The organism is Nostoc sp. JL33 (assembly GCF_017114985.1).
Taxonomy (GTDB): Bacteria; Cyanobacteriota; Cyanobacteriia; order Cyanobacteriales; family Nostocaceae; genus Nostoc.
The window spans coordinates 33,744-59,001 of the sequence record NZ_JABXKP010000009.1; the positions used below are offsets into that span (position 1 = coordinate 33,744).

At 43.4% G+C, this 25,258-nt stretch carries 24 protein-coding genes and 1 pseudogene; 5 read left to right on the top strand and 20 right to left on the bottom strand.

All coding sequences use genetic code 11. The features are described from left to right. Positions 1–365 (top strand): tetratricopeptide repeat protein (locus HWQ23_RS01910; protein WP_292823075.1); only part of this gene is annotated, 365 nt, incomplete at its 5' end. A gap of 661 nt (positions 366–1,026) precedes the next feature. On the opposite strand, the gene HWQ23_RS01915 is transcribed toward HWQ23_RS01910, so the two are convergent. The 4 genes from HWQ23_RS01915 to HWQ23_RS01930 all read right to left on the bottom strand — a co-directional run bounded on the left by HWQ23_RS01915 (position 1,027) and on the right by HWQ23_RS01930 (position 4,251). After that, positions 1,027–1,743 carry a pirin family protein gene (locus tag HWQ23_RS01915; protein WP_292823076.1) on the bottom strand — a complete coding sequence of 239 codons (717 nt, stop codon included), beginning with the start codon at positions 1,741–1,743 and terminating at the stop codon, positions 1,027–1,029. A 324-nt stretch (positions 1,744–2,067) separates the two neighbouring features. Continuing rightward, positions 2,068–2,640, bottom strand: coding sequence for a DNA starvation/stationary phase protection protein Dps (dps, locus tag HWQ23_RS01920; protein WP_292823077.1), 573 nt, complete (start codon positions 2,638–2,640; stop codon positions 2,068–2,070). 116 nt (positions 2,641–2,756) lie between these two features. Then, a complete protein-coding gene (locus HWQ23_RS01925) occupies positions 2,757–3,809 on the bottom strand; it encodes an aldo/keto reductase (protein ID WP_292823078.1) in 1,053 nt (350 codons plus the stop codon). Between the two features lie 274 nt (positions 3,810–4,083). Beyond that, complete coding sequence (locus tag HWQ23_RS01930; protein ID WP_292823079.1) at positions 4,084–4,251, bottom strand: hypothetical protein; 168 nt, start codon at positions 4,249–4,251, stop codon at positions 4,084–4,086. A 709-nt stretch (positions 4,252–4,960) separates the two neighbouring features. Here HWQ23_RS01930 and HWQ23_RS01935 point away from each other — a divergent pair. Then, on the top strand, positions 4,961–6,685 hold the full coding sequence (locus tag HWQ23_RS01935; RefSeq protein WP_292823080.1) for a fasciclin domain-containing protein: 1,725 nt from the start codon (positions 4,961–4,963) through the stop codon (positions 6,683–6,685). 63 nt (positions 6,686–6,748) lie between these two features. On the opposite strand, the gene HWQ23_RS01940 is transcribed toward HWQ23_RS01935, so the two are convergent. Continuing rightward, positions 6,749–7,414, bottom strand: a complete 666-nt coding sequence (locus HWQ23_RS01940; RefSeq protein ID WP_292823081.1) for a class I SAM-dependent methyltransferase — start codon at positions 7,412–7,414, stop codon at positions 6,749–6,751. A gap of 157 nt (positions 7,415–7,571) precedes the next feature. On the opposite strand from HWQ23_RS01940, the gene HWQ23_RS01945 reads away from it, so the two are divergent. Then, positions 7,572–8,186: a hypothetical protein gene (locus tag HWQ23_RS01945; RefSeq protein WP_292823082.1), complete on the top strand. Its 615-nt coding sequence runs from the start codon at positions 7,572–7,574 to the stop codon at positions 8,184–8,186. Between the two features lie 32 nt (positions 8,187–8,218). On the opposite strand, the gene HWQ23_RS01950 is transcribed toward HWQ23_RS01945, so the two are convergent. Further along, entirely contained in the window at positions 8,219–8,446 is a 228-nt protein-coding gene (locus HWQ23_RS01950) for a hypothetical protein (protein WP_292823083.1), read from the bottom strand. 105 nt (positions 8,447–8,551) lie between these two features. Continuing rightward, positions 8,552–8,971, bottom strand: a complete 420-nt coding sequence (locus tag HWQ23_RS01955) for a zeta toxin family protein (protein ID WP_292823084.1) — start codon at positions 8,969–8,971, stop codon at positions 8,552–8,554. 81 nt (positions 8,972–9,052) lie between these two features. On the opposite strand from HWQ23_RS01955, the pseudogene HWQ23_RS01960 reads away from it, so the two are divergent. Next, positions 9,053–9,352: pseudogene (locus tag HWQ23_RS01960) on the top strand (hypothetical protein); the annotation flags it as partial. A gap of 608 nt (positions 9,353–9,960) precedes the next feature. Here the strand turns inward: HWQ23_RS01960 and HWQ23_RS01965 are convergent. The 12 genes from HWQ23_RS01965 to HWQ23_RS02020 form a co-directional block, all read right to left on the bottom strand. Continuing rightward, complete coding sequence (locus tag HWQ23_RS01965; protein ID WP_292823085.1) at positions 9,961–10,893, bottom strand: alpha/beta fold hydrolase; 933 nt, start codon at positions 10,891–10,893, stop codon at positions 9,961–9,963. A 19-nt stretch (positions 10,894–10,912) separates the two neighbouring features. Next, complete coding sequence (locus HWQ23_RS01970; protein ID WP_292823086.1) at positions 10,913–11,419, bottom strand: DUF4112 domain-containing protein; 507 nt, start codon at positions 11,417–11,419, stop codon at positions 10,913–10,915. 98 nt (positions 11,420–11,517) lie between these two features. Next, a complete protein-coding gene (locus HWQ23_RS01975; protein WP_292823087.1) occupies positions 11,518–12,417 on the bottom strand; it encodes a YihY/virulence factor BrkB family protein in 900 nt (299 codons plus the stop codon). A 27-nt stretch (positions 12,418–12,444) separates the two neighbouring features. Continuing rightward, a complete protein-coding gene (gene ruvA, locus HWQ23_RS01980; RefSeq protein WP_292823088.1) occupies positions 12,445–13,077 on the bottom strand; it encodes a Holliday junction branch migration protein RuvA in 633 nt (210 codons plus the stop codon). Continuing rightward, positions 13,077–13,835: a sucrose-phosphate phosphatase gene (locus HWQ23_RS01985; protein WP_292823089.1), complete on the bottom strand. Its 759-nt coding sequence runs from the start codon at positions 13,833–13,835 to the stop codon at positions 13,077–13,079. Before HWQ23_RS01985 ends, ruvA begins: the two co-directional genes overlap by 1 nt. Positions 13,836–14,353: 518 nt before the next feature. Next, a complete protein-coding gene (locus tag HWQ23_RS01990) occupies positions 14,354–14,614 on the bottom strand; it encodes a hypothetical protein (RefSeq protein ID WP_292823090.1) in 261 nt (86 codons plus the stop codon). A 381-nt stretch (positions 14,615–14,995) separates the two neighbouring features. Further along, entirely contained in the window at positions 14,996–18,718 is a 3,723-nt protein-coding gene (locus tag HWQ23_RS01995) for a PAS domain-containing protein (protein WP_292823091.1), read from the bottom strand. A 148-nt stretch (positions 18,719–18,866) separates the two neighbouring features. Next, the gene (gene xseB / locus HWQ23_RS02000; RefSeq protein WP_292823092.1) at positions 18,867–19,094 is read right to left on the bottom strand and encodes an exodeoxyribonuclease VII small subunit; all 228 of its coding nucleotides are present in this window, start codon (positions 19,092–19,094) and stop codon (positions 18,867–18,869) included. Further along, the gene (xseA, locus tag HWQ23_RS02005; protein ID WP_292823093.1) at positions 19,094–20,356 is read right to left on the bottom strand and encodes an exodeoxyribonuclease VII large subunit; all 1,263 of its coding nucleotides are present in this window, start codon (positions 20,354–20,356) and stop codon (positions 19,094–19,096) included. The genes xseB and xseA overlap by 1 nt, the downstream gene beginning before the upstream one ends. A gap of 61 nt (positions 20,357–20,417) precedes the next feature. After that, positions 20,418–20,699 carry a type II toxin-antitoxin system RelE family toxin gene (locus HWQ23_RS02010; protein ID WP_292823094.1) on the bottom strand — a complete coding sequence of 94 codons (282 nt, stop codon included), beginning with the start codon at positions 20,697–20,699 and terminating at the stop codon, positions 20,418–20,420. After that, positions 20,686–20,979, bottom strand: coding sequence for a type II toxin-antitoxin system Phd/YefM family antitoxin (locus tag HWQ23_RS02015; RefSeq protein ID WP_292823095.1), 294 nt, complete (start codon positions 20,977–20,979; stop codon positions 20,686–20,688). The genes HWQ23_RS02010 and HWQ23_RS02015 overlap by 14 nt, the downstream gene beginning before the upstream one ends. Positions 20,980–21,176: 197 nt before the next feature. After that, positions 21,177–21,320: a hypothetical protein gene (locus HWQ23_RS02020; protein WP_292823096.1), complete on the bottom strand. Its 144-nt coding sequence runs from the start codon at positions 21,318–21,320 to the stop codon at positions 21,177–21,179. Positions 21,321–21,873: 553 nt separating this feature from the next. Here HWQ23_RS02020 and recA point away from each other — a divergent pair. Then, the gene (recA, locus tag HWQ23_RS02025) at positions 21,874–22,953 is read left to right on the top strand and encodes a recombinase RecA (protein ID WP_292823097.1); all 1,080 of its coding nucleotides are present in this window, start codon (positions 21,874–21,876) and stop codon (positions 22,951–22,953) included. Positions 22,954–23,216: 263 nt separating this feature from the next. On the opposite strand, the gene HWQ23_RS02030 is transcribed toward recA, so the two are convergent. Next, positions 23,217–24,818 carry a serine/threonine-protein kinase gene (locus tag HWQ23_RS02030; protein ID WP_292823098.1) on the bottom strand — a complete coding sequence of 534 codons (1,602 nt, stop codon included), beginning with the start codon at positions 24,816–24,818 and terminating at the stop codon, positions 23,217–23,219. Positions 24,819–25,258 lie beyond the last annotated feature (440 nt).

A 25,258-nucleotide genomic window follows, 5' to 3' on the forward strand; every position in this document is an offset into this window, starting at 1 on the left:
AAATAGAAGAAGCGATCGCCCTTTATCAACAATCCCTCGCTCTCAAAGAACAAATCGGCAATGTCCAAGGCAAGGCAACGACGTTGCACCAATTGGGAATCCTCAAAGCCAATAGCGGAGAAATAGAAGAAGCGATCGCCCTTTATCAACAATCCCTCGCTATCACTGAACAAATCGGCGATGTCCAAGGCAAGGCGATGACGTTGTGGTGGTTAGGGCATATAGCAGAACAACAGGGCAATTACAATCAAGCACTAGATTATTTACAGCCAGCCTTGGAGATATTGCAGCGTATTCAATCTCCTGATGCTGAGAGATTAGGGCAAGTGGTGGCGAGAGTGCAAGATTTAATTCGTAATTCGTAATTAAGAAAGTTGAAATTTACAGCTATTTTCAGGTAAATATACCACGATGTAGGGGCACAGCAATGCTGTGCCCTTACGGCAGATATGGTTCAAATACATAAAAACTCCTGTAATCTGGTTTTACAGGTTGGCATCTGTCGCCTATTTTGAAGAATTCCTGTAAGCGATCGCCCCTTTTGCGTTAAGCTGACTCATCCACGAGTCTTTAATACTCGTGCGAGAGTCTTTAATACTCGTCGGCGAGTCTTTGATACTCGTGCGAGAGTCTTTAATACTCGTCGGCGAGTCTTTGATACTCGCGGGAGAGTCTTTGATACTCGTGAGCGAGTCTTTGATACTCGTGCGAGAGTCTTTGATACTCGTGAGCGAGTCTTTAATACTTGCGCGAGAGTCTTTAATACTTGCGCGAGAGTCTTTGATACTCGTTCACCAGTTTTTTAGACTTGTGGCTTGGTTGTCGGAGATTGCGATCGCCATAATTTACCCCGAAGCACATCCTAAAACAAATAATCTGGATTTACACCAAGCACTCTGAGACGTTCTGCTAGCATTTCCAGGATTTTCTTTGCCTTCACGGAACCCGCAAACATACTTAACTAGTAAACGTAATATTCTGAAAAAAGGCTCATCTAAATGAGCCTTTTAACACATAAAAGAGATATTAGCCTAAATCGAAAAGCAAGATTTCGCCGCCGATGTTGGTGCTAATTTCTAGCTGTTCTTCGCCGTTGATTTGTACACCATCACCTGCTCTGAGTTCTTCGCCATTTAAGTTAACTATGCCTTGGGCTATTTGTAACCAAGCATAGCGATCGCGTTTGACTTGATAATTAACAACATCACCTGACTCTAAAACAGATGTGTATAAATCAACATCTTGGTGAATTGTCACAGCACCATCGCGCCCATCTTTAGAAGCAATTAAGCGGAGTTTGCCTTGCTTTTCTTCCAGAGGAAATGCTTTTTGTTCATATCTTGGCGCTAATCCTTCTTCATCGGGAAGAATCCAGATTTGTAGTAAATGCAGTGGTTCATCTGGCGAGGGATTAAATTCGCTGTGGCTGATTCCAGTACCAGCGCTCATAATCTGGGCATCGCCGGGACGAATCACCGATCCAGTACCCAAGCTGTCTTTATGCTCTACAGCACCTTCTAAGACATAAGTGAGGATTTCCATGTCACGATGGCTGTGCGTAGGGAACCCAGCACCAGGGGCGATGCGATCGTCGTTAATCACTCGCAGAGAGCGAAATCCCATGCGGTTGGGATCGTAAAAACTACCGAAGGAAAATGTGTGATAACTATCGAGCCAGCCCATTTTAGCGTGACCACGGGCGTTTCTATCATGAATTAGATGGCTAATTGTATTTTGAGACATATATTTACCTCGTTGTTAATGAGTATTTAGAGAGGCGATTATACTCTTACGAGAAGCCGCTCTTCGAGCGTCTACGCGTCTGTACAAGAGTTAGGAATCAGAATGGAATTAGCATACTTTTTCACTAACCTACTAGCTTATTGAAGTTGAAGTATTAATCTTGAGATATGACTTGTTGAAGATATTCTGGAATTTTTCGACCTAGTTTTGAACTATTTCAATAATAAAGTATATAGATATAAATGAAAAGTACGCACTTAAAAGTGACGTACTTACCAAAAAGATACTATTAGATTTACGAAAGACTACTTTTATCAGAAGTGCTTATCTTACACTAGCAGGGATCTTCTGAGTTTTAGTAGTAGCCGCTTTGCCATTCTCTCCCTTAATTTCTGCTACTTGCAGATGAGCTTCTAAGAACCAGAGTCGTTTGTCAATGGTGCGGGAAATTTCGGTGTAAAGATCGGCAGTGTCGAGATCGTTTAAGTCATCTGTTTTAGCGATCGCTTCCCGGAGATGTTTAGCATAGAATGCATAACGATCTGACAAGGCTGTTACGTGATCTTTACCATCCAAAATATCTAAGGGATATTCTGGCAAAATTGAATTACTAGCTGCGGCGCGGGCTGTTCCGAAAGCGTATCCGCCTAAAGCTGTAACACGTTCAGCTACCATATCAATGTACTCTTCCAATTCCCCAGCAAGCTCATCAAATAATAGGTGTAACTGGTAAAAGTCAGTACCTTTAACATTCCAGTGCGCTTGCTTCGCTTGAGTTTTCAAATCAGAAGTAGCTGCCAAAGTTTGGTTGAGAAGTACCACGATTTGCACTCGCGCTTCGGCGGGAATGTCAATGCGAGTAGGGAACAAACGTGATGTAATGCTGTTGTCGCTCATGATTCTACGTTGTTAATGCCTTTTACATCTAACTCTACAGAATTGCTTGGCTTGGCGAAACTCTCTGACGACCGATTGAATTAATGCCTGAATATGTTAAGGTTTATTATTATTAGTTAAATACGATGGTTTTCTATGGTATTAAATGTACCACCGAAAAGGCGATCGCGAATAACATCATTGTGCAAAAAGTCATGGGGAAAACCCAGTTCAATTTGACTCACTTCATCTAAACGTTGCAAATGTTCTGGCGAGAGGGTGATATCTAAAGAAGCTAAGTTATCTTGAAACTGCGTTAATTTACGTGCCCCAATTATCGGAATAATCACACCACTTTGAGCGTGTAACCAAGCTAATGCTACTTGTGAAGGTGTGTGTCCAATTTGAGCTGCAACTTCACTGACAACTTGAGCGATCGCTAAATTCCGTTCTGAAATAGTTCCAAAGGCTGGATTTACTAATCTTCCTTGTTCATCACCTGCTTGAGGAGGCTGATTATACTTACCTGTCAGCACACCACCACCTAAAGGCGACCACGGTGTTACTGCTAAATCCAAGGCTTTAGCCATCGGTAGCAAGTCACGTTCTGGTGTTCGTTGAATTAAACTATACTCAATTTGCAGGGCGACAAACTGCGTCCATCCTTGGTATTGGGCGATAGTATTTGCTTGGGAAACGATCCAAGCGGGTGTGTCAGAAATACCGATGTAAAGTACTTTACCTTGACGGACTAGATCATCAAGCGATCGCAAGACTTCTTCAATAGGTGTTGTGAAATCCCAGGCGTGCAACCAGAATAAATCAATGTAATCAGTATTCAGCCGTTTCAGGCTACCTTCTAAAGACTGGATTAAGTTCTTGCGATGGTTTCCACTGGCGTTCGGGTCGCCCTTGTTGTCGTTCATCCGCAAGGGAAAGGAATATTTTGTCGCAACTACAAAGCGTTCCCGTTCTTTAGCAATCAACTCGCCAACAATTTTTTCACTGCTACCATCCGTATAACCGTTGGCGGTGTCAATGAAATTTCCCCCTGCTTCTACATAGCTATCAAAGATTTTACGACTTTCGTCAACAGATGCACCCCAGCCCCAATCTTCACCAAAAGTCATGGTTCCCAAGGAGAGTTCAGAGACTCTTAACCCGCTTTTGCCCAAGAGTTTGTATCTCATGAATATTTTCTCATTAATGAAAAAAAACTAAGCAAATACGATCTCAAAGGCATGATAACTGGAAACCGGGGGCGATGTTTGAGGAGAAGCCCTTATTTGTATTGTCGTGCTATCTAAGAGGATGTTTGTAAAGTATGAAGTTGTATAAAGCTCCAGCGCAAACGCATCTAAATATAGTGAATCTCACAATCTAGATTCCCGACTTCTTGAAGAAGTCGGGGAGTTGAGGAGCAACTTTTGCTTGAACTAAATACCATTTCACCCGAAAGTAGAATTAAATCGGTTGAGGTTCTTTTTGAGAATAAAGGCGATCGCCCTTACCGCCTATGCTGGAGAAAGCATTAATCACCCTACTATAGCTTTGTCTAAAAGCATAATTACCCTTCGCCTGATTGCACGCGACGAACTTCCCTAACTTCTGGCGTTTTATCAGCACTTGCATCCTGCCGATGCCCCTCTAGCTGCTGAAAATGTTTTACAGTCTATGTGGGATACAATTCTACGCGATCCCCCTCGCAATCATCCCCGAAATTTTTGATTGCGATCGCTAACTTTCAGTCTACTATTTTCAAATTTCCCATCACAGACAACTATCTAAAGAGTGAAAGTTTTTCCTCGAAATCCACCCCTTAGTCAGTTGTATAATTTGGATATAAAGATTAATAATATCTCATACCGCAAAGAAACATTTTATTTATTAAATCTTGCTAAATATTATGATACATTGAGCTTGACGGTATTAACCCTCCTCGGCAATTATAAAGAGATGGCTATTAAAAGCCAATTATCCTACTGCTGGACTGCGATTTTAGAATTTATAAAATTGCCTACTTGCATTAATTATCTTTATTATTGCAAGATAGGATATTACCAAAGTGTGCCTGCTTATCCTTATTAGTGTGATCTGCGGTTCTTTAAAAATAAAATAGGAATCCTAGACTATGTGTGGTGAACATTTGGATAAATGTTATGAGATATCAGTGGAGCTACTCATAATGTCCAAGATTTGACTTTTCCACAGTTAACGATTGTGTTTGTGGTTTGCATATCCAGGCAAACCAAACAACCGTTTCAATGTTTGTATCCACTTAACCGATGCAATGCAGTATTTTCCAATAGTCAATCCAAGAATTTAAAAAGAGGATATTTCCATGTCTAGTTTCTTTCGTAGGTCATCAGCAAGGGTTGCTTTACTAGTTGTGGGAATGACAGCTGCGACAATAACTCCCTTCCTAATTTCTACCCCAGCTTCATCTCAAAATACTGTTCCATCTGCTTCACCATCGCCTGATTCACAATCGCCTGCTTCACCATCGCAGGCTTCACCATCGCAGGCTTCACCATCGCCTACTTCAACAGTTAACTTGTCTGATGTTTCCTCAGATTATTGGGCGCATCCCTTCATTCAAGTCCTAGCTGACAATAACGTGATTGCTGGCTTTCCTGATGGCACCTTTAGGCCGAATCAACCTGTGACTCGTGCTGAATTTGCTGCCCTAATTCAAAAAGCTTTCGGGAACCAAAACCGAGTTCGGCAATTAACCGCAGGTGGATTTAGTGATGTTCCTGCTGGTTATTGGGCGGCTTCTGCAATTCAGAGCGCCTACGAAACTGGATTTTTGGCAGGCTATCCTGGGAACGTGTTTTTGCCAAATCAACAAATACCCAGGGTACAGGGGATCGTTGCTTTAGCAAATGGTTTGGGTTTGACTGCTAGCACTACTGGAGCAAGTACTGATCTGAGCACCTACTACAATGATGCCTCAAGTATCCCGAACTATGCTGTTAATAGTGTGACAGCAGCAACACAATCTAATCTTGTTGTTAATTATCCAGATATAAAACAACTTAATCCGCAACAGCCCCTGACTCGTGCTGAAGCTGCGGCACTGTTATATCAAGCTTTAGCTAAACAGGGACGGCTGCAACCCATTGCTAGCAATCTCCCAGCTACTCAGTATATTGTCGGTGGAACTCAAACCGGTACCGATATTGTTTCTCTTGCTGCATCCAGTAGTTCTCTTACAACTCTGACTTCTTTATTAAAGACAGCTGGTTTAGCAGATATTCTTCAACAGCCCGGCCCTTATACAGTTTTCGCTCCCACCGATGAAGCATTTGCTGCTTTACCTGCTGCTACCCTACAGCAGTTACAGCAACCAGAGAACAGAGAAGCATTGATTAAGATTTTGAGATATCATCTGGTTCCTGGTGCAGTAACTTCTAGTCAACTCTCGGCTGGGGAACTGAAAACCTATGAAGATAGACCTGTTAATATTAAAATTGATCGCGCTAACAATCAAGTCGGGGTGAATAATGCCAGAATTATCCAGCCGGACATCAAAGCTAGCAATGGTATTATCCATGCAATTAACCAAGTTTTGATCCCGCCTGATATTAACATCAGTAAGTTAAATCAACCACCAACAGCAAACACGCCTGACGTTGAGCCAGGTAGAGCTACTCGTGGTGGCAGAAGCTATATCGGAGTTGCTGGTAACATTGGTTTGAGCGGCGGCGATACAGCTCTGAGCGACGGTAACTTTGCAGTGATCAGTAAACTTGGTCTGACACGCAATATCTCAGTGCGACCATCGGTGATCTTTGGGGATGATACACTGTTTATGGTTCCCTTGACTTTAGATTTTTCTCCCCGCACAGCAGGTACGGTGGGTGAAAGAACCTATAGTATATCTCCTTACATAGGTGCTGGTGTAGCAATTGAAGCTAATCTAGATACTGATTTTGGATTACTGCTAACTGGTGGTGTAGACGTTCCTATCGGTTCTCGATTTACGCTAACAGGTGGTGTAAATGCTGCTTTTATGGATGAAACTGATGTAGGGCTACTATTAGGACTTGGCTACAACTTCTAAGTGTTACCTGAAATCCTTGTAGAGACGTAGCACTGCTACGTCTCTAGATTCATTTTCACTATATTAAGGTCGCTTGATGGCTAAAGTCAGTCCATCGGCGATGGGGATAAGGGACAGCGTTATCCGTTCGTCATGATGTAACTTTTCGTTGAGCGCCCGGATAGCTTGGGTACTTTCATCTTGATATTGCTCTTGGGCAACTTTTCCTGACCATAAAACATTATCAATAGCAATCAATCCACCTGGACGCACTAATTGCAGCGATCGCTCATAATATCCGTCATAATTTTCTTTATCAGCATCAATAAAAGCAAAATCAAATGTCTCGGCTTGGCCAGTTGCCAACAGCTGATCTAAAGTTTCCAAAGCTGGTGCTAATCGCAGATCGATTTTATCAGCAACTCCGGCTTCTTGCCAATATCGGCGGGCGATCGCAGTAAATTCTTCACTCACATCAGCAGCAATAATTTTCCCATCAGCAGGTAGTACCAAAGCTACAGAAAGTGAGCTATAACCCGTAAACACTCCAACTTCCAGGGTTTTCTTGGCTCCAATCAGCTGCACCAAAAGTCTCATAAACTGCCCTTGTTCTGGTGAAATCTGCATTCCACTTCGGGGATGGCTGGCGGTTTCTTGGCGCAACTTCAAAAGAATCTCCGGTTCCCGCAGCGAAACGGATAAAAGGTAATTATAGAGTTGGCTATCAAGACCTATAGACTGTTTTGGCATGGTAGTTCCGATAATTGAAAGAATCTACAGTTATACTATCGCCTAAGAGTGGTTTATCAGGAATCCCCAGTAAGCTTAATTTCTGTCGTCTTCGTCGTACAGAATACCTTTCCTGTATTCTGACTGCTGACTCCTGAATTCTGTTTTGTTAAAATTTATGAATCGTCCTCGAATTATTCAACCTGGTCAAAGCTATACATTTAGTAAGTATTTTGAACTACCTTTTTCTCCTGGAGATATTCTGGCAGAATTGGGTTGTGACTATGAACGTGAACGCTTACAATTACCCCAATCGAAATTTATCCCCAATGAAATCCCAGAATTGCAGCGAGTGATTGAACGGAATCTGCGACGTGTGAAGCTACTGAGTGAAGATGCACGTAAGCAAGCAATTATCGCACCCATACTACTAGAAGTTTGTGAAATCGCGCAGACCCAATTGAATATTGAGTATCCCATTAGCGTCAGCGACCAACTAAAAGGTAACTTAGATTACTACATTGATAAAGGTAAGGGGTTGTTAGTGATTGAAGCTAAACAAGCAGACTTAAGTAGGGGGTTTATACAATTAGCCGTAGAATTAATTGCACTAGATCAATGGATAAATTCAGATACACCAATTCTTTATGGAGCGGTAACTACTGGTGAGGATTGGCGATTTGCTACTTATAAACGCCAAGAAAAACAGATAACTGAAGACTTCAAATTATATCGAGTCCCAGAAGAGTTAACTGAATTAATTAATATTTTGGTTGGCATACTAAGCAATTAAATTTGTTTATAGGGTTTAACCGTCATTGCATTTCATTCGCCATGACTAATAGTTGAATCAAGAGGAGGAATTTGATCGGCGGTTAATGTAACAACTTGCCCCTCTTGCCAAATGCTAATAGATTCCCCTAATCGGCGATGTCTTTCAATAGCTTTAGCAATAGCAGCTTTGACACCAGCATCAATTTTTTGATGGATTTCTGTTAGGGGAATTTGCGCTTTATTCCCTGGTTGTAATTCGATTCCAGATTTGGGGTTCATAGATAATTGTTTCCTGATTGATATTTGATGCAGCCACTAATAGAGGTTCAGACCCAGAATTATCATAGATGATCCAAGTATCACACACAGGTAAATACAAGTTAATTAGGTTGCTGCGTCCTCGTTCGTAGCGACGGCAGTATCTTCAGCGATGTTGTGACCGCCACTTTCTACCCGTCTGCGTACCCGTGCGATCGCTAATTCAGGACTTGGTAACCAAAAGTAAATTAAGTTGATAATATAACCTTTGTTTTTACATTCTCTCAAAAATCGGGCAAAGTTCCGAGCCGCTAATGTAGTTTCAAAAGCAAAGTCAGCTTCAGTATTCACCAGAGTTTCTAGTCTTTCTAACATTAATCTTCCGGCTTGACTGGCTACCGATTCCGGGTTAAAAGGAGAAAGTCCGGCTGCTATTTCATCGGCGTTGACATATTCAAATACATCTAGGAAGTAGGGAAGGATTTGCAATGCGGCAGTAGTTTTACCACAACCGTTTGCACCGCCGATAATATACAGGTTGGGCATTAATCTAATAATAATGCTAATTGTGCGGATGATTGGGGCTGAGAGGTTGTTGCACATCAATTTCCCGAATCGGGAAAAGCGAATCTACGCCGATTAGTCAAGCGCCTACTGGGGAAATTTGGTTATCCACCAGAAAAGCAGGAGAACGCGACGGTGCTGCAACAGGCGAGTAAATTAGGAAATTTAAAAACCTGCCAAAATGGCAACCCGATTCTGATTAACCAAGTTAAATTGTACAAAGATAAACGACTTCAAGGGTTTTATTATCAGGGACTACCACGTAAGCAAATTACTTTTGTAAAACACTATCTACTAAGTGATTTACAAAAACAAAAAACTATCTTTACCAATTATTTGCAGAGTATTTTTCTCAGCAGATAAATATCAATAATCAGGTTTGGCATTTGCTGCAACAGGAATATTAAATGCTTACGGGCGTTGTTGTCGAAGTACGGATTAGCCCCCAAATAACGGGCAACGTCTGTATACATTCCTGTTCACTTCAGTGGCAAATGGCAGAGTGGGAGTTTGAAAGCTGACTGATATGCTTCCTCCCACTCTTTTTTTATTAGACAGAATTCAGGAGTCAGGAGCCAGAATTCAGAATGAATTTTATGCGACTGGTGAAGCAGCACTGCAAGAAGGTTTGCTTGTGTAGGTGATATCATGTCCGGGTAATTAAGCATAATACCCGGAACCCCACCCCGCCAAAGCTGCGCTTTAGCTCCCCTCCCCGCCTGCGGGGAGGGGTTGGGGGTGGGGTTCTTTTATTATGGGTATGCTACCGGACATGATATGACTGGCGAACCCGAAGCGCGGATAAATAAACGGGTTTAAGATCCCCACTGATAGCGGAGCCTCTTCTCTACGAGAGGCTCCGCCAACGAGTCCGCGTACTCCTGCGGAGGACAAGCTACGCTTTTAGCGTCTGTCTGCAACACGCTGCGCGAACGTAGAGAACGTCTTGATTCTGACGAATGTATTCTTCTTCAAAAGTCAGTATCGTGTAAAAACTTAAGAATCGCTGCATTCAACTCCTTAAAAGCGCCAGTTGAGGCATCATGATAACAGTTAGACAAAATTTGTAATTTAGAATTGGGAATATGCTGATGCAGTTTTTCACCATGACTAACAGGAAACCAACTATCTAGATCGCCCCACAAAACTAGTGTAGGACACCTAATTGTACTCAGCTTATTTTGAATTTTGGTAAGCATATTAGGCTTATTTTCTTGCCAATTCTCGATTTCTCGCGCTGCTATTTGTAACTCTTCGGCAACTTTTGCAACCGTACCAGATAATTCAATAAACGGGTAAGTTATCCAATAGACATCTTCCTGTGTCAAAATTGACGGATCAAATAATACCCCACGTCTTTCTATTGCCATAATTTCTCTAAATAGAGGTGCAAACAAATATGCCAGACGTAAGGAGTCAATTGTTTGCATTATTTCCAGGGGCATTTTGGCAAGTAACAACATAGCCCAATGGGGTAGATGTTCGGTAAAAACAGGTACGTTTACTACTACAAGCCGCGCGATTAACTGCGGATTTTCTTGAGCAAGCGCAAGGGCAACTAATCCCCCCAGAGATTCAGCCACAATCACTGCGGGTTCATCACATAAAGCCTGAATAATTCTTTGAAACTCAATAACTTGATGACCGTTATGTTCTCTACGAGACAAAGGTTTTTCGGAAAAACCAAAACCTTTGGCATCAAAACAAATTACCCGATAATATTTAGATAATGGTGCTATACTGTGCCGCCAATTATAGCTCCAACTACCCATGCCATGTAATAAAATTAGCGGTTTACCTTTACCTTTTTCGCCATAAGCAATTTGTACAGGATACCCTTTAGCATCAGTAATAATTAGACTTTGCCGCCCTTGGGGAAAAGTAGCTTGCCACCAATCTTTCATTCCATTATCAATAAATAATTTAGCCGCCAGTTAAGGCGTTCCACAGTATTCTAATTAGGATCACGGGTAATGCTACTAAAACAATGGAGATTAGCAACAATCCAGCCAAAACGGCAAAGATAAACCACCTGTCTGCACTTTTTTGCTCGCTGGGAAACTTTAAGTACTCTTCCAATAACTTGATATTATAACTGTTAGCTGTCCAGGCAAAATCAAAGAAGTCTCCCAAAACTGGGACAGCGCCTACCAAGCCATCAATGATCACATTCAAAACCATTTTGCCTAAAGTGGCTCTAGATACACCCAGCCGCGCTGCTTCTAGGATGATGTAGCTAGAAAACATCAGTCCCAAAAAATCACCACCAAGAGGTATGAGTCCTAAAATTGGATCTAGACCAAAACCAATCTGCGTACCAGGAATAGTAATAACATTATCCAGCAATCGGCTTAACTGACGCAGGCGCTTCAAGGCGGGGGCTTTAGCATCAGGTTCAATCATCGAAAATCGAGGAGAAGAATCAGGCATAAAGGCGATCGCTAACTTTGTATTGAATCGTGAGATATTTTACTCACCTACTGAGCTTTTGCAAAAATTTCCTCAGAGATTTTAGTTATATTTACAAATTAATATTTTTCGGGAGATTCTGACTGTGCTTTTGGGCGCATATCTTCGCCCACAGTCACATTTAACTGCTCGCCGATTAACAGAACAGCAGCGCTCATCGACAGCCAGAGCATTAAAACTATCACAGCCCCTACAGCACCATAGACTTTATTATAATTGCCAAAATTCGCCACATAAAGCCGAAATATAGCAGACAATATTGCCCAGAAAACAGCTGCTAAAATTGCTCCAGGCATCATTGGTGTGCCTGAGTTCCACTGGCTTGGCCCATAGCGATAGACAAAGCTAAAGGCGATAGCAACAATACCTAAAGCTAAAGGCCAGCGTAACAACTGCCAAAGATGCACCAAGAAGATCAAAGAGCCATTTTCGCGTACTACCATTCCCAACAATAGGTCACTGGTAAACACTAACAAAGAAGCCGACACTAAAAGCAACATAGTACCGACTGTTAATCCCAGAGAGACGAGCTTGGCTTTCCAAAAGGGGCGCATCTTTGGTGGGGGAATTTGATGGATTTGGTCGAGGGCTGTCATAGCGGTACTCACAGCGCCAGAAGCAGTCCAAATTGCTAATAGAAAGCTCAGAGAAAATAAACTGCTGTTTTTGGAGTTGGTAATTTCTGTGGTGGTAAAATCACGAATCAAATCCAGGGCTTGTTCAGGTAGAACTTGACTTAGCTGATCTGCCAGTTTTTTAAAGGTGGCTTGCAAAGATTCTGCTAATAAGCCAATGGCTGTAATCACAGCAAGAATTGCTGGAAACAGCGATAGCATGGCATTGAAGGCGATTTCAGAGGCGAGTCCGAAAAGTCGTCTTTGGATTGTCCTAGCAAAAGTTTTTTTGAGCGTGCGCCAATTGAGATGGCGAAAAAAGCGTAAAAAACGAGGCTTTGACATGATTTAGAGTCAAATGGCTAATGACTATTAAACTTGTTCGCTGCTAAGATGAGCGATCGCTTGTTTAATCCAATCTTCCACATAAGCGTCTTTGGGTAGTCCGATATCTTCACTCACCACATGCAGGGCGTGACTGACCTCATGGGCAGTATATCCCAAAGCGAAGAGAGTCATTTGCACCTCTTCGAGAATTCCCGGTGCTGGCCCACCTGTGGCGACGAAGAACCCGGCTGATTTGCGCCACTCGACTAATTTGCTTTTCAGTTCCAAACAGATGCGTTCGGCGATTTTCTTGCCGACACCGGGAGCCTGAATTAAGATTTGTGTATTGCCAGCGATAATTGCTTGGACTAAATCTGGTAGTTCCAGAGTGTCCAATAGTGCGATCGCTAAGGCTGCACCAATACCGCTAACAGTCAACAACTGACGAAATAAATCGCGTTCGGCTGGCGAAGCAAAGCCATATAATAACGGCACTTCTTCACGAATTTGGAAATGGGTAAAAATTTGCGCCACTCCTCCCGACTCTGGTAATTGCTGTGCTAGCCGTTGAGGAACTTGCAAATCATACCCTAAGCCATTTACTTCCAAAGTCAGAATCACGCGATTAGCGCCAATTGTTTGGATACCAGCAACTATACCTTTTAGATAACTAATCATTACAAAAAACCAAAATAATTTAAGCCTTCGATAATTCCACCTGCACAAAAACTTGAAGCCAGGTAGCGGTAGTCTGCGGGATGCTCATTGTGCCATTGGAGTAACTCTTTTCGAGCATTCCCCACAATGATTCCCCGTTCGTTGCCTACAGCAAATAAAGCAATATCATTACCCGAATCACCACAGACAACTGTTTGTTCTGCTGCAAATTTCCACTTTTGGCGTAAAAACTGCATTGCCTGACCTTTATCGCTGCTATGGGGTACAATGTCAAGGTCTATTCCGCTACTGTAGATTAACTTTACATTTAATTTAGATTTCTGCAACTGGGCTTCAAGTTGTGGGAGAACGTTGGCAGATAAATCTTGTTCTAGGAAAAAACTCACTTTAAAGGGACGCTGTTCTGAATCTGGTTGCCGAACTAACTCAGGATATTTTCCAGCCAGAGATAATATAGTTTCCCGATCCCATTCTGGAGAGAGGATTTCTGACCAACCTGAGTCTGGAGTATCAGTACCATCAAGGTAAATTTCTGTACCCACAGAAAGGACGAGGGCATCCGGTTGCAAAAGATTTTTTTGAGCTTGGAGTTCTTTGTAAAGTACAGGCGATCGCCCGGTAGAATAAACAATTTTAGTGCCGTATTCTTGGCGATGTCTGTTCAGCAATTCATTTAGTTCTGGTAAAGCACTGTCATCGCCCACGGTGCGATGCACAAGGGTGTCATCCAAGTCGGTTACAAAAAGAAATTTAGTCATAACTACCTCTTATACAACGCTATGCCATCAAATTTGCACTTATCTAAAGAAAGCATAGATGTAGTCTGGTTTAACAAAAAAGTCAGGAGATATACAGAGGAGTATTCCTCGTGCAAAAACTGCCTTTGTTGTTATTAGGACTTACGCACAAGTCTACGGAATAACGAACCACAGAGGCGCAGAGGACACAGAGAAATCAGAGTTTGAGAGATATTTTGCGTAAGTCCTAGTTATATTTCGGGTAATAAATAGATTTATAAGCTCATTACAATGATTGCAGCAAATGCTTAAAGGTTTCTTATACATGGAAGAGCATTTGTTGCAAAGTATTAAACGTTTGCAACAAGTACTTATACATTTGCAGCAAATGCTTAAGTGTTTCTTATATATGGAAGAGCGATTGTTGCAAAGTATTAAGTATTTGCAACAACTAATTATACATTTGCAGCAAATGCTTAAGCGTTTCTTATATATGGAAGAGCATTAGCTGCAAACGCTCAAATTTTGACAACTAATGTTTAAATTTGAGCGATGTCTACAGAGACGTAACACCAAAAAACAATGTAGAGACGTGGCAATGCTGTTCGGTTAAGGCAAGAGACGCGATGAATCGCCGTCTCTACAAGAATACAATCGATTTCAACACCTCTACTGCTTGCGATCGCAATTAACATGTCTCCATAACATTTGACTTTAACTGATTCTCCGGCTTCGCTCGCAATGACTATAAATATTTTTGTCCGTCTACTTACAAATACCGTGGTAGGGGCAAGGCGCATTGCCCATTGGTGTCAAATTAAGCTCAAGCGCTTGTCCCACATACGTTTTACCCCACCCCCAACCCCTCCCCGATGCCTTGGGGAGGGGCGGTTTTGGCTTTAGACAAAACCGGGGTGGGGTGACGCGGTGAGTAACCGTAAGTGAATGAACTTAATATCACGTCTTGACAAGGGTTTCACGTTAAGTTGACACCTATGTGCATTGCCATACCCTTACGATAAGTAAGTAAGTCGGTGAGAATAAATCAAACTAGATTAAGTAATGTAAAAAATCTTGAGATTAGTTCGTAGTGAGGACTTTAGTCCTCAAATGATGGCTGAAGCCCTCACTACAAACCTTGAATTATTCACACCGCTCTACTTATTTAAACCGAATCATTTTTAGGAAGGGGATGGTTTACTGTGTGCAAGTGCCACCACAGCTTGAACTAACTCTTCTGGATCAAGGGGCTTGGTAAGGTGGCGTTGATAGCCACTGCTTATAGCTTGCTGGTAATCATCAACTCTGGCATAAGCAGTCAAAGCGATCGCCAGAATGTGTCCCCCTTTTTCGGGGGTTAAAGTTCGGATTTGTTGAATCAGGGAATAACCATCAACTCCGGGCATCCCAATATCACTAACTAAGACATCGGGTTGAAAGGACTCCAGGTTTGCCAACACTTCTGCCGCAGAGGAAACAGTCAGGACTTGCGCTCCGTATTCAGCAAGCAATACTGTTAATAGCTCACGGGCATCAGGGTCATCATCAACTGTGAGGACTCGAATCCCTGTAAGTTCGAGTGCTTGTTGTGACAACTCATCTGTCTGCTTGATTTCCGGTTCAACATTCAGCAGTGGCAACTGGACTGTAAAGGTGGCTCCAAAGCCTTCACCAGGACTATCAGCCGCGATCGTGCCGCCATGAGCCTCAACTAACTGCCGGACGATCGCCAACCCCAATCCTAACCCGCCATACTTGCGAGTAATTGAGACATCTTCCTGACGGAATGATTCAAAAATATACGGGAGAAAGTCAGGGCTAATACCTTTGCCAGTGTCGCTGACGATAATCTGTGCTTGCTCATCGACTTGCTTTAGTCGGATTTCTACCCGTCCGCCTTTGGGAGTAAACTTGATAGCATTAGAAAGTAAATTCCAAACGATCTGTTGCAGGCGGTTGGAATCTCCAGAGACTTGCCCAATATTCGGCAGTACCGGATGTAATAGTATTGATTTAGCAACAACTGCTGTACTTACGGTGTCGATCGCAGATTCAATCACAGATGCCAGATTCACAGGAGCCGCATCGATGCTGAGTTTGCCGCGCAGAATCTTGGCGATATCTAGCAAATCATCAATCAGTTGAGTTTGCAGTTTAGCGTTGCGTTCAATGGTGGCTAAAGCTTCGGTTGTTCTGGTTTCATTAAATTTGCGAGTTTGCAGCAGTTTTGCCCAGCCGAGAATGGGGTTGAGAGGCGATCGCAATTCGTGGGAGAGAATGGCAAGAAACTCATCTTTGATGCGATTGGTACGTTCTGCTTCAGCCCGCGCGGCTTGCTCTAGCTGGAATAGGCGATCGCCTTCAGCTTCGAGTTGTTTTTGCGCTTCGATATCAGTTGCACTGCCAAACCATTTGACAATTTGACCTTGCTTATCCTTTTGCCCAATTGCTTGATGTAGATGCCAGCGATAGACACCATCTGCCCGCCGCATACGAGCTTCGGCTTGATAAGAAGTACCCTGTTGTACTGCCTCGCTCCACCGTTGAGTCAGAATAATTACATCTTCTGGATGGACAACCTCTTTCCAGCCGATGATCTGGGATTGTTCTGGCGTTAATCCTGTGAATTCCAACCAACGTTGATTGACATCGAGTAACGCTCCTTCAGGGTTGGCTGTCCAGACTAATTGTGGGATTAATTCTGCCAAGCACCGATAGCGTTCCTCGCTTTGGCGTAATGCTTCCTCTACCTGTTTGCGATCGGTGATGTCTCGTGAAATCAATAAGATTCGTTCCATCTGCCCGGAGGCATCCAGAATCGGGCTAACGACCACTTCCCACCATTTGGGAGTGCCTTTTGCGGTTGGGCAGTATCCGCGAAAAATGCTGATTTCGGCTGTTTTAGCGATAGCGAGTGCCTGCTCTGCCTGTTGCCGATAGCTACCTGACCATAAACAGAGCCATTCAGTATTGAGATAGGAATCTAAGTCGTCAATTTCCATCAAACACAGTCCACCTGTATTCATGTACAGGAGCCGCCCGTCGAGGCTTAATACCTTGATGCAGTCAGAACTGCTGTCTAAAATGCGGTTTTTAAATTCTTCACTCTGGCGCAGGGCCTGCTCTACCTGTTTGCGTTCGCTGATGTCTTCGGCAATACCTGCAAACCGATAAATCTCTCCTGTTTGATCTCGAAGCCCAAAGCAGCGATCGTGAACCCAGCGAATACTACCATCGGCTAAAATAATCCGGTATTCCTGATCAAATTTACCTGCGATCGCTTTTTCATGAAACGCTCTATCAGTCGATTCTCGATCCTCTGGGTGAATACGATCGACCCATGCTTGTTGTCCTTGATACAATTCCTCTGGGTTTAATCCCCACAGTCGTTTGTAGGCAGGACTGACATAGCTGACTCGATTTTCCGACACTTCTGTGATCCAGAATACTGCATCAATATTTTCTGCAAGTTGCCGGAAACGTTCTTCACTCTCGCGCAGAGCAAGCTCTGACCGTTTGCGTTCGGTGATATCTATATCAATACCAGCCATCTGCATCGGTTGCCCCTGTTGGTCGTAGAACACCTTGCCCTGGCTCAATGCCCACCTAATTGTGCCGTTGGGATATACTACCCGAAATTCAATGTCATAGTCTTCTCCAGTGGCGATCGCACGAGCTACATCTGCCAGCACGCGATCGCGATCCTCAAGGTGTAACCGCGCGACAAACATCTCGAATGAGCCGTCAAACTCTCCTGGTTGCATTCCAAATAAGGCTTCTAGGTTATCTGACCAAGAAATTTTTCCTGTCTGGATGTTCCAGTTCCACGTTCCCATCCGAGAGGCTGACAGTGCCAATCGCAGCTGTTCTTCGCTCTGTCGTAGTTCCGCTTCTAGCTGTTGGCGTTCTTTTAGTTCACGCTGTGCCTGCTGATACAGTTCTGCCTGTCGCAAGGCGATACTCATCTGAGTTGCCAACTCTTTAAGCAAGTCAATTTCTAAGGGCTGCCAAAATCGAGGGGAGGTACAATGATGAGCAATTAGCAATCCCCAAAACTGGTTATCTTGCAGAATTGGTACAACCAGATGAGCTTTGACTTGAAACTGTGCCAACAATTCACCGTGGCATGGGTCAATACTGCGATCATGAATATCTGATACTGCCGTTACTTGCCCCTGATAATAGCGTTCGATATAATTCTTGATAAAGGTGGGAGCGTACCTAACAAGTTGCGGCCGATTGGAAGCGATGTAGCTTTCATCTAGACAGCGATCATAGATACTAGACCAGAGCAGCGATCGCCACTCTGCCCCAACCGATTCTGCTACGACTGTGCCATTGCCGTCAGGTTTTAACCGAAAAACCAAGACGCGATCAGTGTGAAGAAATTCTCTAATTTCGGTTACGCTGCTCTGAAGGATTTCATCCAGATTCAGCGATTGGTGAATTTTCTGGGTAATATATGAGACTACGCGCTCTCGTTCAATACGCTGTTGTAGTTGGGTGTGTAGCCGCACTGTTTCAATAGCGCCATTGACTGCTATTTGCAGCCCTTCTGGGGTAATTTGCTCTTTGACAATATAATTTTGTGCGCCCGCTTTGATTGCTTGAACTGCGATCGCCTCATTCCCCTGTGCGATGACGACAATCACAGGTAGGCAAGGCTGTGGAGTCGAGGGTTGCAATTGAGTCAGAAATTCCAGTCCGTCCAGGTCGGGTAGTCGATAATTAAATAAAACGGCATCTGGCTGGTGTAGCTGCCACAGTTCTAGTGCTTGCACCCCTAACGTTGCTTCCAGGATAGTATAGGAATATTCGCGATCGCGCAGCAAATATTGGCGATAAAGTTCTCGATCTTCTGGGGAATCATCGACAATTAGGAGGGTGCGCTGTTGCTGAGACATCGTAAATTAATTGAGCCAATAGAGTTAAAGCCCACATTCCGCAGATTATCATAGAGAAATCACTATTTTGAAAATAGCGCTAAAATCCTCATCTATGTAAAGATTTTACTTAGTGAACCCGAATAACCGCACCAGCAGACTCTAACTTCTACTCATCACTCAAAGTTTCAATCAACAAATCCACCTGTTGCTGTCGCTGCTGCAAAAAACTTTCGCACTGACGCAAATACTCAACAGCACTTGCAAATTGCTCAAACACAGCTTCCAACTCCAACTCACCCGCCTCAATACGAGCAATTATTCCCTCTATTTCAGCAACCTTCGCCTCATAATTCCAGCCTTCCTCAGAACTAGAAGCACTCTTACGTTTAACCATCAACCTCTCTGTGTCCTCTTTGCCTGGAGCGGTTCATTTATTTCCATAACCTTTACTTTAACCCCACCCTGCCCCAACTGAATCACTAACTCTTGCCCCACAGCCAACTGTGCCGCAGAACGAGCGATCGCCCCATCTTCCTTTCTCACCACTGCATAACCACGTTGTAACACCGCTTTCGGGTCAAGACTAGCCAACTTCTGCCGTAACAATTCTAAATGCTGCGTTGCTTGCTGCGATCGCCCCGTTGTAATTTGCACCAATTGCTGACGCTTCCAAGCTAGCTTTTGCACCTCTTGCTGCACTTGTCGATCTAACCGCAAACGTCGCAAACGATTCCGCAATACTTGCAGTTTATTAAGAGCATTTTCCCCAAAGTCATGCACCGCTTCATGTAAAGCCACAACTCGCCCCCGATGCTCAGTATACAACTCTGAAAGTGCTGGCACAACCATTTCTGCCGCCGCAGTTGGTGTATGCACACAAGCATCTGCAACTAAATCTGCCAAAGATTCATCTCGTTGATGGCCGATACCAGTAATTACAGGAATAGAACAACTAGCCAGCAATCGCACCACACGTTCATCATTAAAGCAAGCCAACTCTTCAACGGCACCACCACCCCGCGATAAAATTAGCACTTCGGCGCGACCATCTCTTTCCACCCGCTCAATTGCTTTGACGATAGATTCCGGCGCTTGTTCACCTTGTACTGTAGCCGGAGAAAACAAAACGTGTAAACCTGGATACCTTTGCTTGAGAGTTTTTTGAATATCACCCCAAGCAGCCGCAGTTGGTGAAGTGACGACAGCGATCGTTTGGGGGTGAGTTGGGAGCGATCGCTTTCTTTGCGTGTCGAACAACCCCTCAGCTAGCAAGCGATTTTTTAGTTGTTGATAGCGCAACGCCTGTAAACCAGCACCAGCAGGTAGAGTCTGCCAAACTGATAACTGATACTCTCCCCGTTGCGGATAGACGCGAATGCTACCCAAAATAATTATTTGCTCACCGGGAACGGGTATCTGGGCGAGTTTTGGCAATTGGCTATTCCATACCACACACTTAATTCCGGCGGTGCGATCGGTATCTTGCAGCGTAAAAAATAAACCACTGCGATGGTGGTTAGCGCTGGAAACTTCACCAGTTACCCAAACTTGCCGTAATTGTTCATCTTGCTCTAACAGCAAGCGGATATAGTCAGTTAATCCAGATACTGAAAGTGCTGTGTCAAGAATAAGAGTGTCGGGAAGATCGAAAGTCATCAAAGATGCGTGAGAGCATTTGTGCTGGAGCAATTCTAGCATTTTTGCTGAAAACGGAAGTTTATGCTAATAAACGCTTTAATCTTTTGTAGACATCATCATCATTGCGCTTACCGACTAAAATCACTTCTATTAAATCGCGATCGGGAAAATACCTGTAAATAATTCGATATTCACCACTATCAACTCGATATAAACCCTGATAACCAGATAGCTGCTCACTATCAGCGGGTAAAGGCTCAACATTCAAAGCCAAAACCTTTTTTGCAATCTGTGCTGCTATTTTAGGCTGTAAACCGTTCAGAAAATCAAGAACAGTTGCTAGACCATCAAGCTTCGCCATTAACTAAATGCTCCAATGCAGATGTAAAAGCCTCCGCACCAATCATTTTGGACTGACTCAGAGCAACTTCAGCAGCTTGACCAAAAACCATATCCTCTAATTCTTCCAGCCGATTAATTAATTTTTGGTAGCTCTCGGCTGAGATAATCACATGGCTAGGTCGTGATTGCTTAGTTAGTAGAACTGGCTCAATAGCAGCCTTATCAAAAACCTCACCGTGTTTGTTACGAGCATCTGTAAGAGTGTAGGTCTGCATAGCAATTTTGACTACTTTAGACATTTTGACTATATTTTAGCAGATAACTCTTCTCAAGTTTTTTATTCTGTGTTAGCTGTTTGTTGGGGGATGTCGTCTAACCAGTGTAATACGCTCTTAATCCTTACTCTGTGCCTGTTTAAGCCCAATGTCGTCAAAGAGCCATTTCCCGACATTTTCCCTTACTACACCATTAGCGCTCTCTAGAAAAAACGTGACAATTACAGTTCTGATAAGTAATAAAGACCCACCCCACTCATTCCCCCGTTATCCCAATTCTCACCCCGTAGCGCGTCTCTAGCTGTGGGGTTTTGCTTTGGTGGTTGAGTGCGATCGCCGTAAAGGTAGGTATTCTCAATAAACAAGTAGAAAAAATAGGCTTTAAAGTAGACAGTGTAAAGAGTTGATAATTTTTAAATCAAAATATGCATTATTAGGAAATATTTCTGATAATAAGTGCGTCAAAACTGCGTCACTTTTTTGAAAACAGAAAAAAGTGACGCAGAAAAAAAACGCTAAAAAGTGCATAGTTGTAAGGTTTTTTTTCAACTGGGCGCAAAAAACCGCTACTCTAGGGGAGATGATATCCTGATTGGTATGGGCGATCGCTCCTAATTTAGCAACCTCCGCAAATGCTCAGGAGTCCGGTTTTACTGACAGTGTTGTTTAGGTAATTTATTTTTTCTTTAAAATCCCTTGCTTACCCAGCCAAAAAAAGCTATCTGTGAATGCAAGTTGGTATCATTGTGCAAGACTACCCTAATCTGGTAGCGATCGAGTTACGATCTTGTCACACCCTTTTTTTGATTTGAGAAGTCCTATTCCAGAATTTTCTGGTTAAAATAGTATATCTGTTCTACTCAAACTCCCAAAGCAACACTCCTTAAAACCATATATTTAGAGGCATTAGAAGCAGGAATGGCTATCAACACCGATACTTCAGGCAAGCAAAAAGCGCTGACTATGGTGCTTAACCAGATTGAGCGCAGCTTTGGTAAAGGAGCAATCATGCGCCTGGGCGATGCTACCCGGATGCGGGTAGAGACAATTTCCAGTGGGGCGCTCACCCTAGATTTAGCATTGGGTGGTGGTTTACCCAAGGGACGGGTAATTGAAATCTATGGGCCGGAAAGTTCCGGGAAGACTACAGTAGCGCTACATGCGCTCGCCGAAGTGCAAAGAAATGGCGGTATTGCTGCCTTTGTTGATGCTGAACATGCCCTTGATCCTACATACGCTGCGGCATTGGGTGTAGATATTGACAATTTGCTGATTTCCCAGCCAGACACAGGCGAATCAGCTTTGGAAATTGTCGATCAGCTGGTTCGCTCTGCTGCGGTTGATATTGTAGTCATTGACTCAGTAGCAGCACTGGTTCCCCGTGCTGAAATTGAAGGCGATATGGGTGATATCCACGTCGGTCTTCAGGCAAGGTTGATGAGCCAAGCTTTACGTAAAATTACTGGAAATATTGGTAAGTCTGGCTGCACAGTAATTTTCATTAACCAGTTGCGGCAAAAAATCGGTGTTACCTACGGTAGCCCAGAAACCACAACTGGCGGTAACGCATTGAAGTTTTACGCTTCGGTGCGCTTGGATATTCGCCGGATTCAAACTTTGAAAAAAGGTACAGAAGAATTTGGTAACCGCGTCAAAGTTAAAGTCGCTAAAAATAAAGTAGCTCCGCCTTTTAGGATTGCGGAATTTGACATTATTTTTGGCAAAGGAATTTCTACCTTGGGTTGTATTGTAGACTTGGCAGAAGAAACTGGCGTGCTTGTCCGCAAGGGAGCTTGGTACAGCTACAATGGCGACAACATTTCTCAAGGACGAGACAACGCCATTAAGTATCTAGAAGAAAAGCCTGAATTTGCTGAACAAATTAAGCAACTGGTGCGTGAAAAGCTAGATAAAGGCGCTGTTGTTTCTGCTAACTCTGTAGCTAAACCCAGTGAAGGAGATGAAGAGGAAGAACTGGATTTAGAGCCAGAAGAATAAGCAGCGTGGATTTATTAATCTGCAATTGCTAATCGATGGTGCGTTATCAAGACAGCTAACGCACCTTTTCCAAAGTACTGATGAGTTACAAGAAGCCTAACGAAATGATTGCTCGTCATATGTAGCAATCATTTTTATGGCGTTTTTCGTTGGAATGAGCACAACAATCTTGTCCCCCTACGAATTGTCTATACTTCACGCAACACTTCGCTCAAATCTCTTTACCAGAGCAAGCAAGTGGCTCCCAAATTGAAACTTTTAACTTATAACAAGCCTCGTTTTCCATTGGGGCGGATGGTCATCCAATTTGTTTTTGCTAGGGCTAGCTGCTCATCAGAAATTTTGGCACTGGTGAGATTAGCACCACACAGATTTGCTCCTCGGAGATTAGCATTGCTGAGATAAGCATTGCTGAGGTCTGCGCCTCGCAGGTCTGCCCCTTCTAAATCAGCATGGTTAAAGTATGCCTTGCTCAAATTAGCATCCTTGAGATTTGCGCGAGTGAGACTGGCTCTGCCAAAGTCACTATTTTGGAGATTAGCTCCCTGGAGATTGGTTTTTTGCAATTGAGCGGAATGGAAATTTGTTTGTGATAAGTCAGCACCTTGCAGGTTCAGCAAATTTAAATTGTGTAGGGCAAAATCCCGTCTTCCCTTCAGATAGGCTGTTAATAAACCTTGACTATCTAACTTCCGCTCAACTTTAGAATTTAGAGCTTGCGAACCACTGCTGCTGTTAGCTAAAGTTGTTGATTTGGCCATCCCAGAACCCTGCTGTAATCCAGCTGCTTCCGCTGCCTTGGCTCGTCTAGCGCGAATTGCTGCCGCTACCTGTGCTACTCCTATACCAGTAACAGCAGCAGAAGGGTTGTTAGATAAAACAGCAGAATTTTCCCGGTGGTTGCGTGTTCGCTCTTTAGCTCCAGTATCAGATTGAGTCAGTAAGCCCTTTGCCAAACTATCTAAATATGGTTCTATTTCCAATGCTCTGAGAACTTCTGCGGCTGACTGATAGCGATTACGTACAGACACCTCTAACATTTTTCGGAATACATTGCTCAAGTGGTCACTCACTTGCACAAGTTGCTCCCACATGATCTCGCCAGTATTGGGATTGTAATCTAAATCTTTAGGAGTTTTGCTAGTCAATAAATAAATGCATGTCACCCCCAGTGCATAGATATCACTGGCGTAGACTGGACGCATAGCCATTTGCTCTGGAGGTGCAAAACCAGGAGTACCAATGGCATATGCAGTTAATGCTGTCTGTCCTGATTGACTTGTCGCAGCTTGGCTAACTTGGTCTTTAACGGCACCAAAGTCAATGAGTACCATTCTGGCATCTTGAGTGCGGCGAATTAAGTTGGCTGGCTTGATATCACGGTGAATTACCTTTTGCTCGTGGATGTATTGCAGCAGTGGCAGAACCTCGCTCAAAAATTGCTTGACTCCAGTTTCGCTCAAGATGCCGTTAAGTTTGACCTCCTCCTGCAAGGTATCACCACTGATATATTCTTGAACTAAGTAGAATTGTTCATGATCTTCAAAATAGTCTAACAATCTTGGTACTTGCGGATGATTGCCAATCTTACCTAGAGTTTTGGCTTCTCGCTCAAAGAGTTCTCTGGCCATCTTTAAAACGTGTGGGGCGCTTCCTGATGGGCGTAATTGCTTGATTACGCAACTCGGTTCTCCTGGTAAGCCTTGATCATAGGCTAAGAAGGTTGCTCCAAAGCCACCCTGACCTAATGGTTTGATCACCTGATAGCGATCGCGCAACAGTAATTGCGAGCCACAAGACTGACACCTTTGGCTATATGCCAAATTTTCTGGATTGGGACAGGTAGGATTTAAGCAGTAGCTCATGCACTCTCAACTCGCTGCACGAATAATCACCGGGAGTGTTATACTCTCTCTCTGTTATACTCTGTTTCAATTATTTAGATATTAATCAACTCTTGCCAGGTAATTTTTGCTGGAAATCTTTGAAGAGTTTCTAAAGTTTAACTCAGATACCTAAAGCGATCGCCAAAACAAGATAATTTATTATACTTCCACCGCTAAAGAGTATTTGAATTACTTTATACCAAACCGTAATTGCTAATGACGTTCTCTTAAAGCTTGCTACTTGCAGTGTGCTGCTCTGGCGACTCCCTAACCTGATTCGGAATTGAGAAAGTCAGCTTTAATCTGGGTTTCCCGATGATTCGATCTGTAGTCTTATTTTGGAGAATTGGTATTTAAAGGTATTGGAGGGCAGTGCCCAACGCCAGTTGCTCTACTTGGAGAGACCCGAAGTAGAGCAA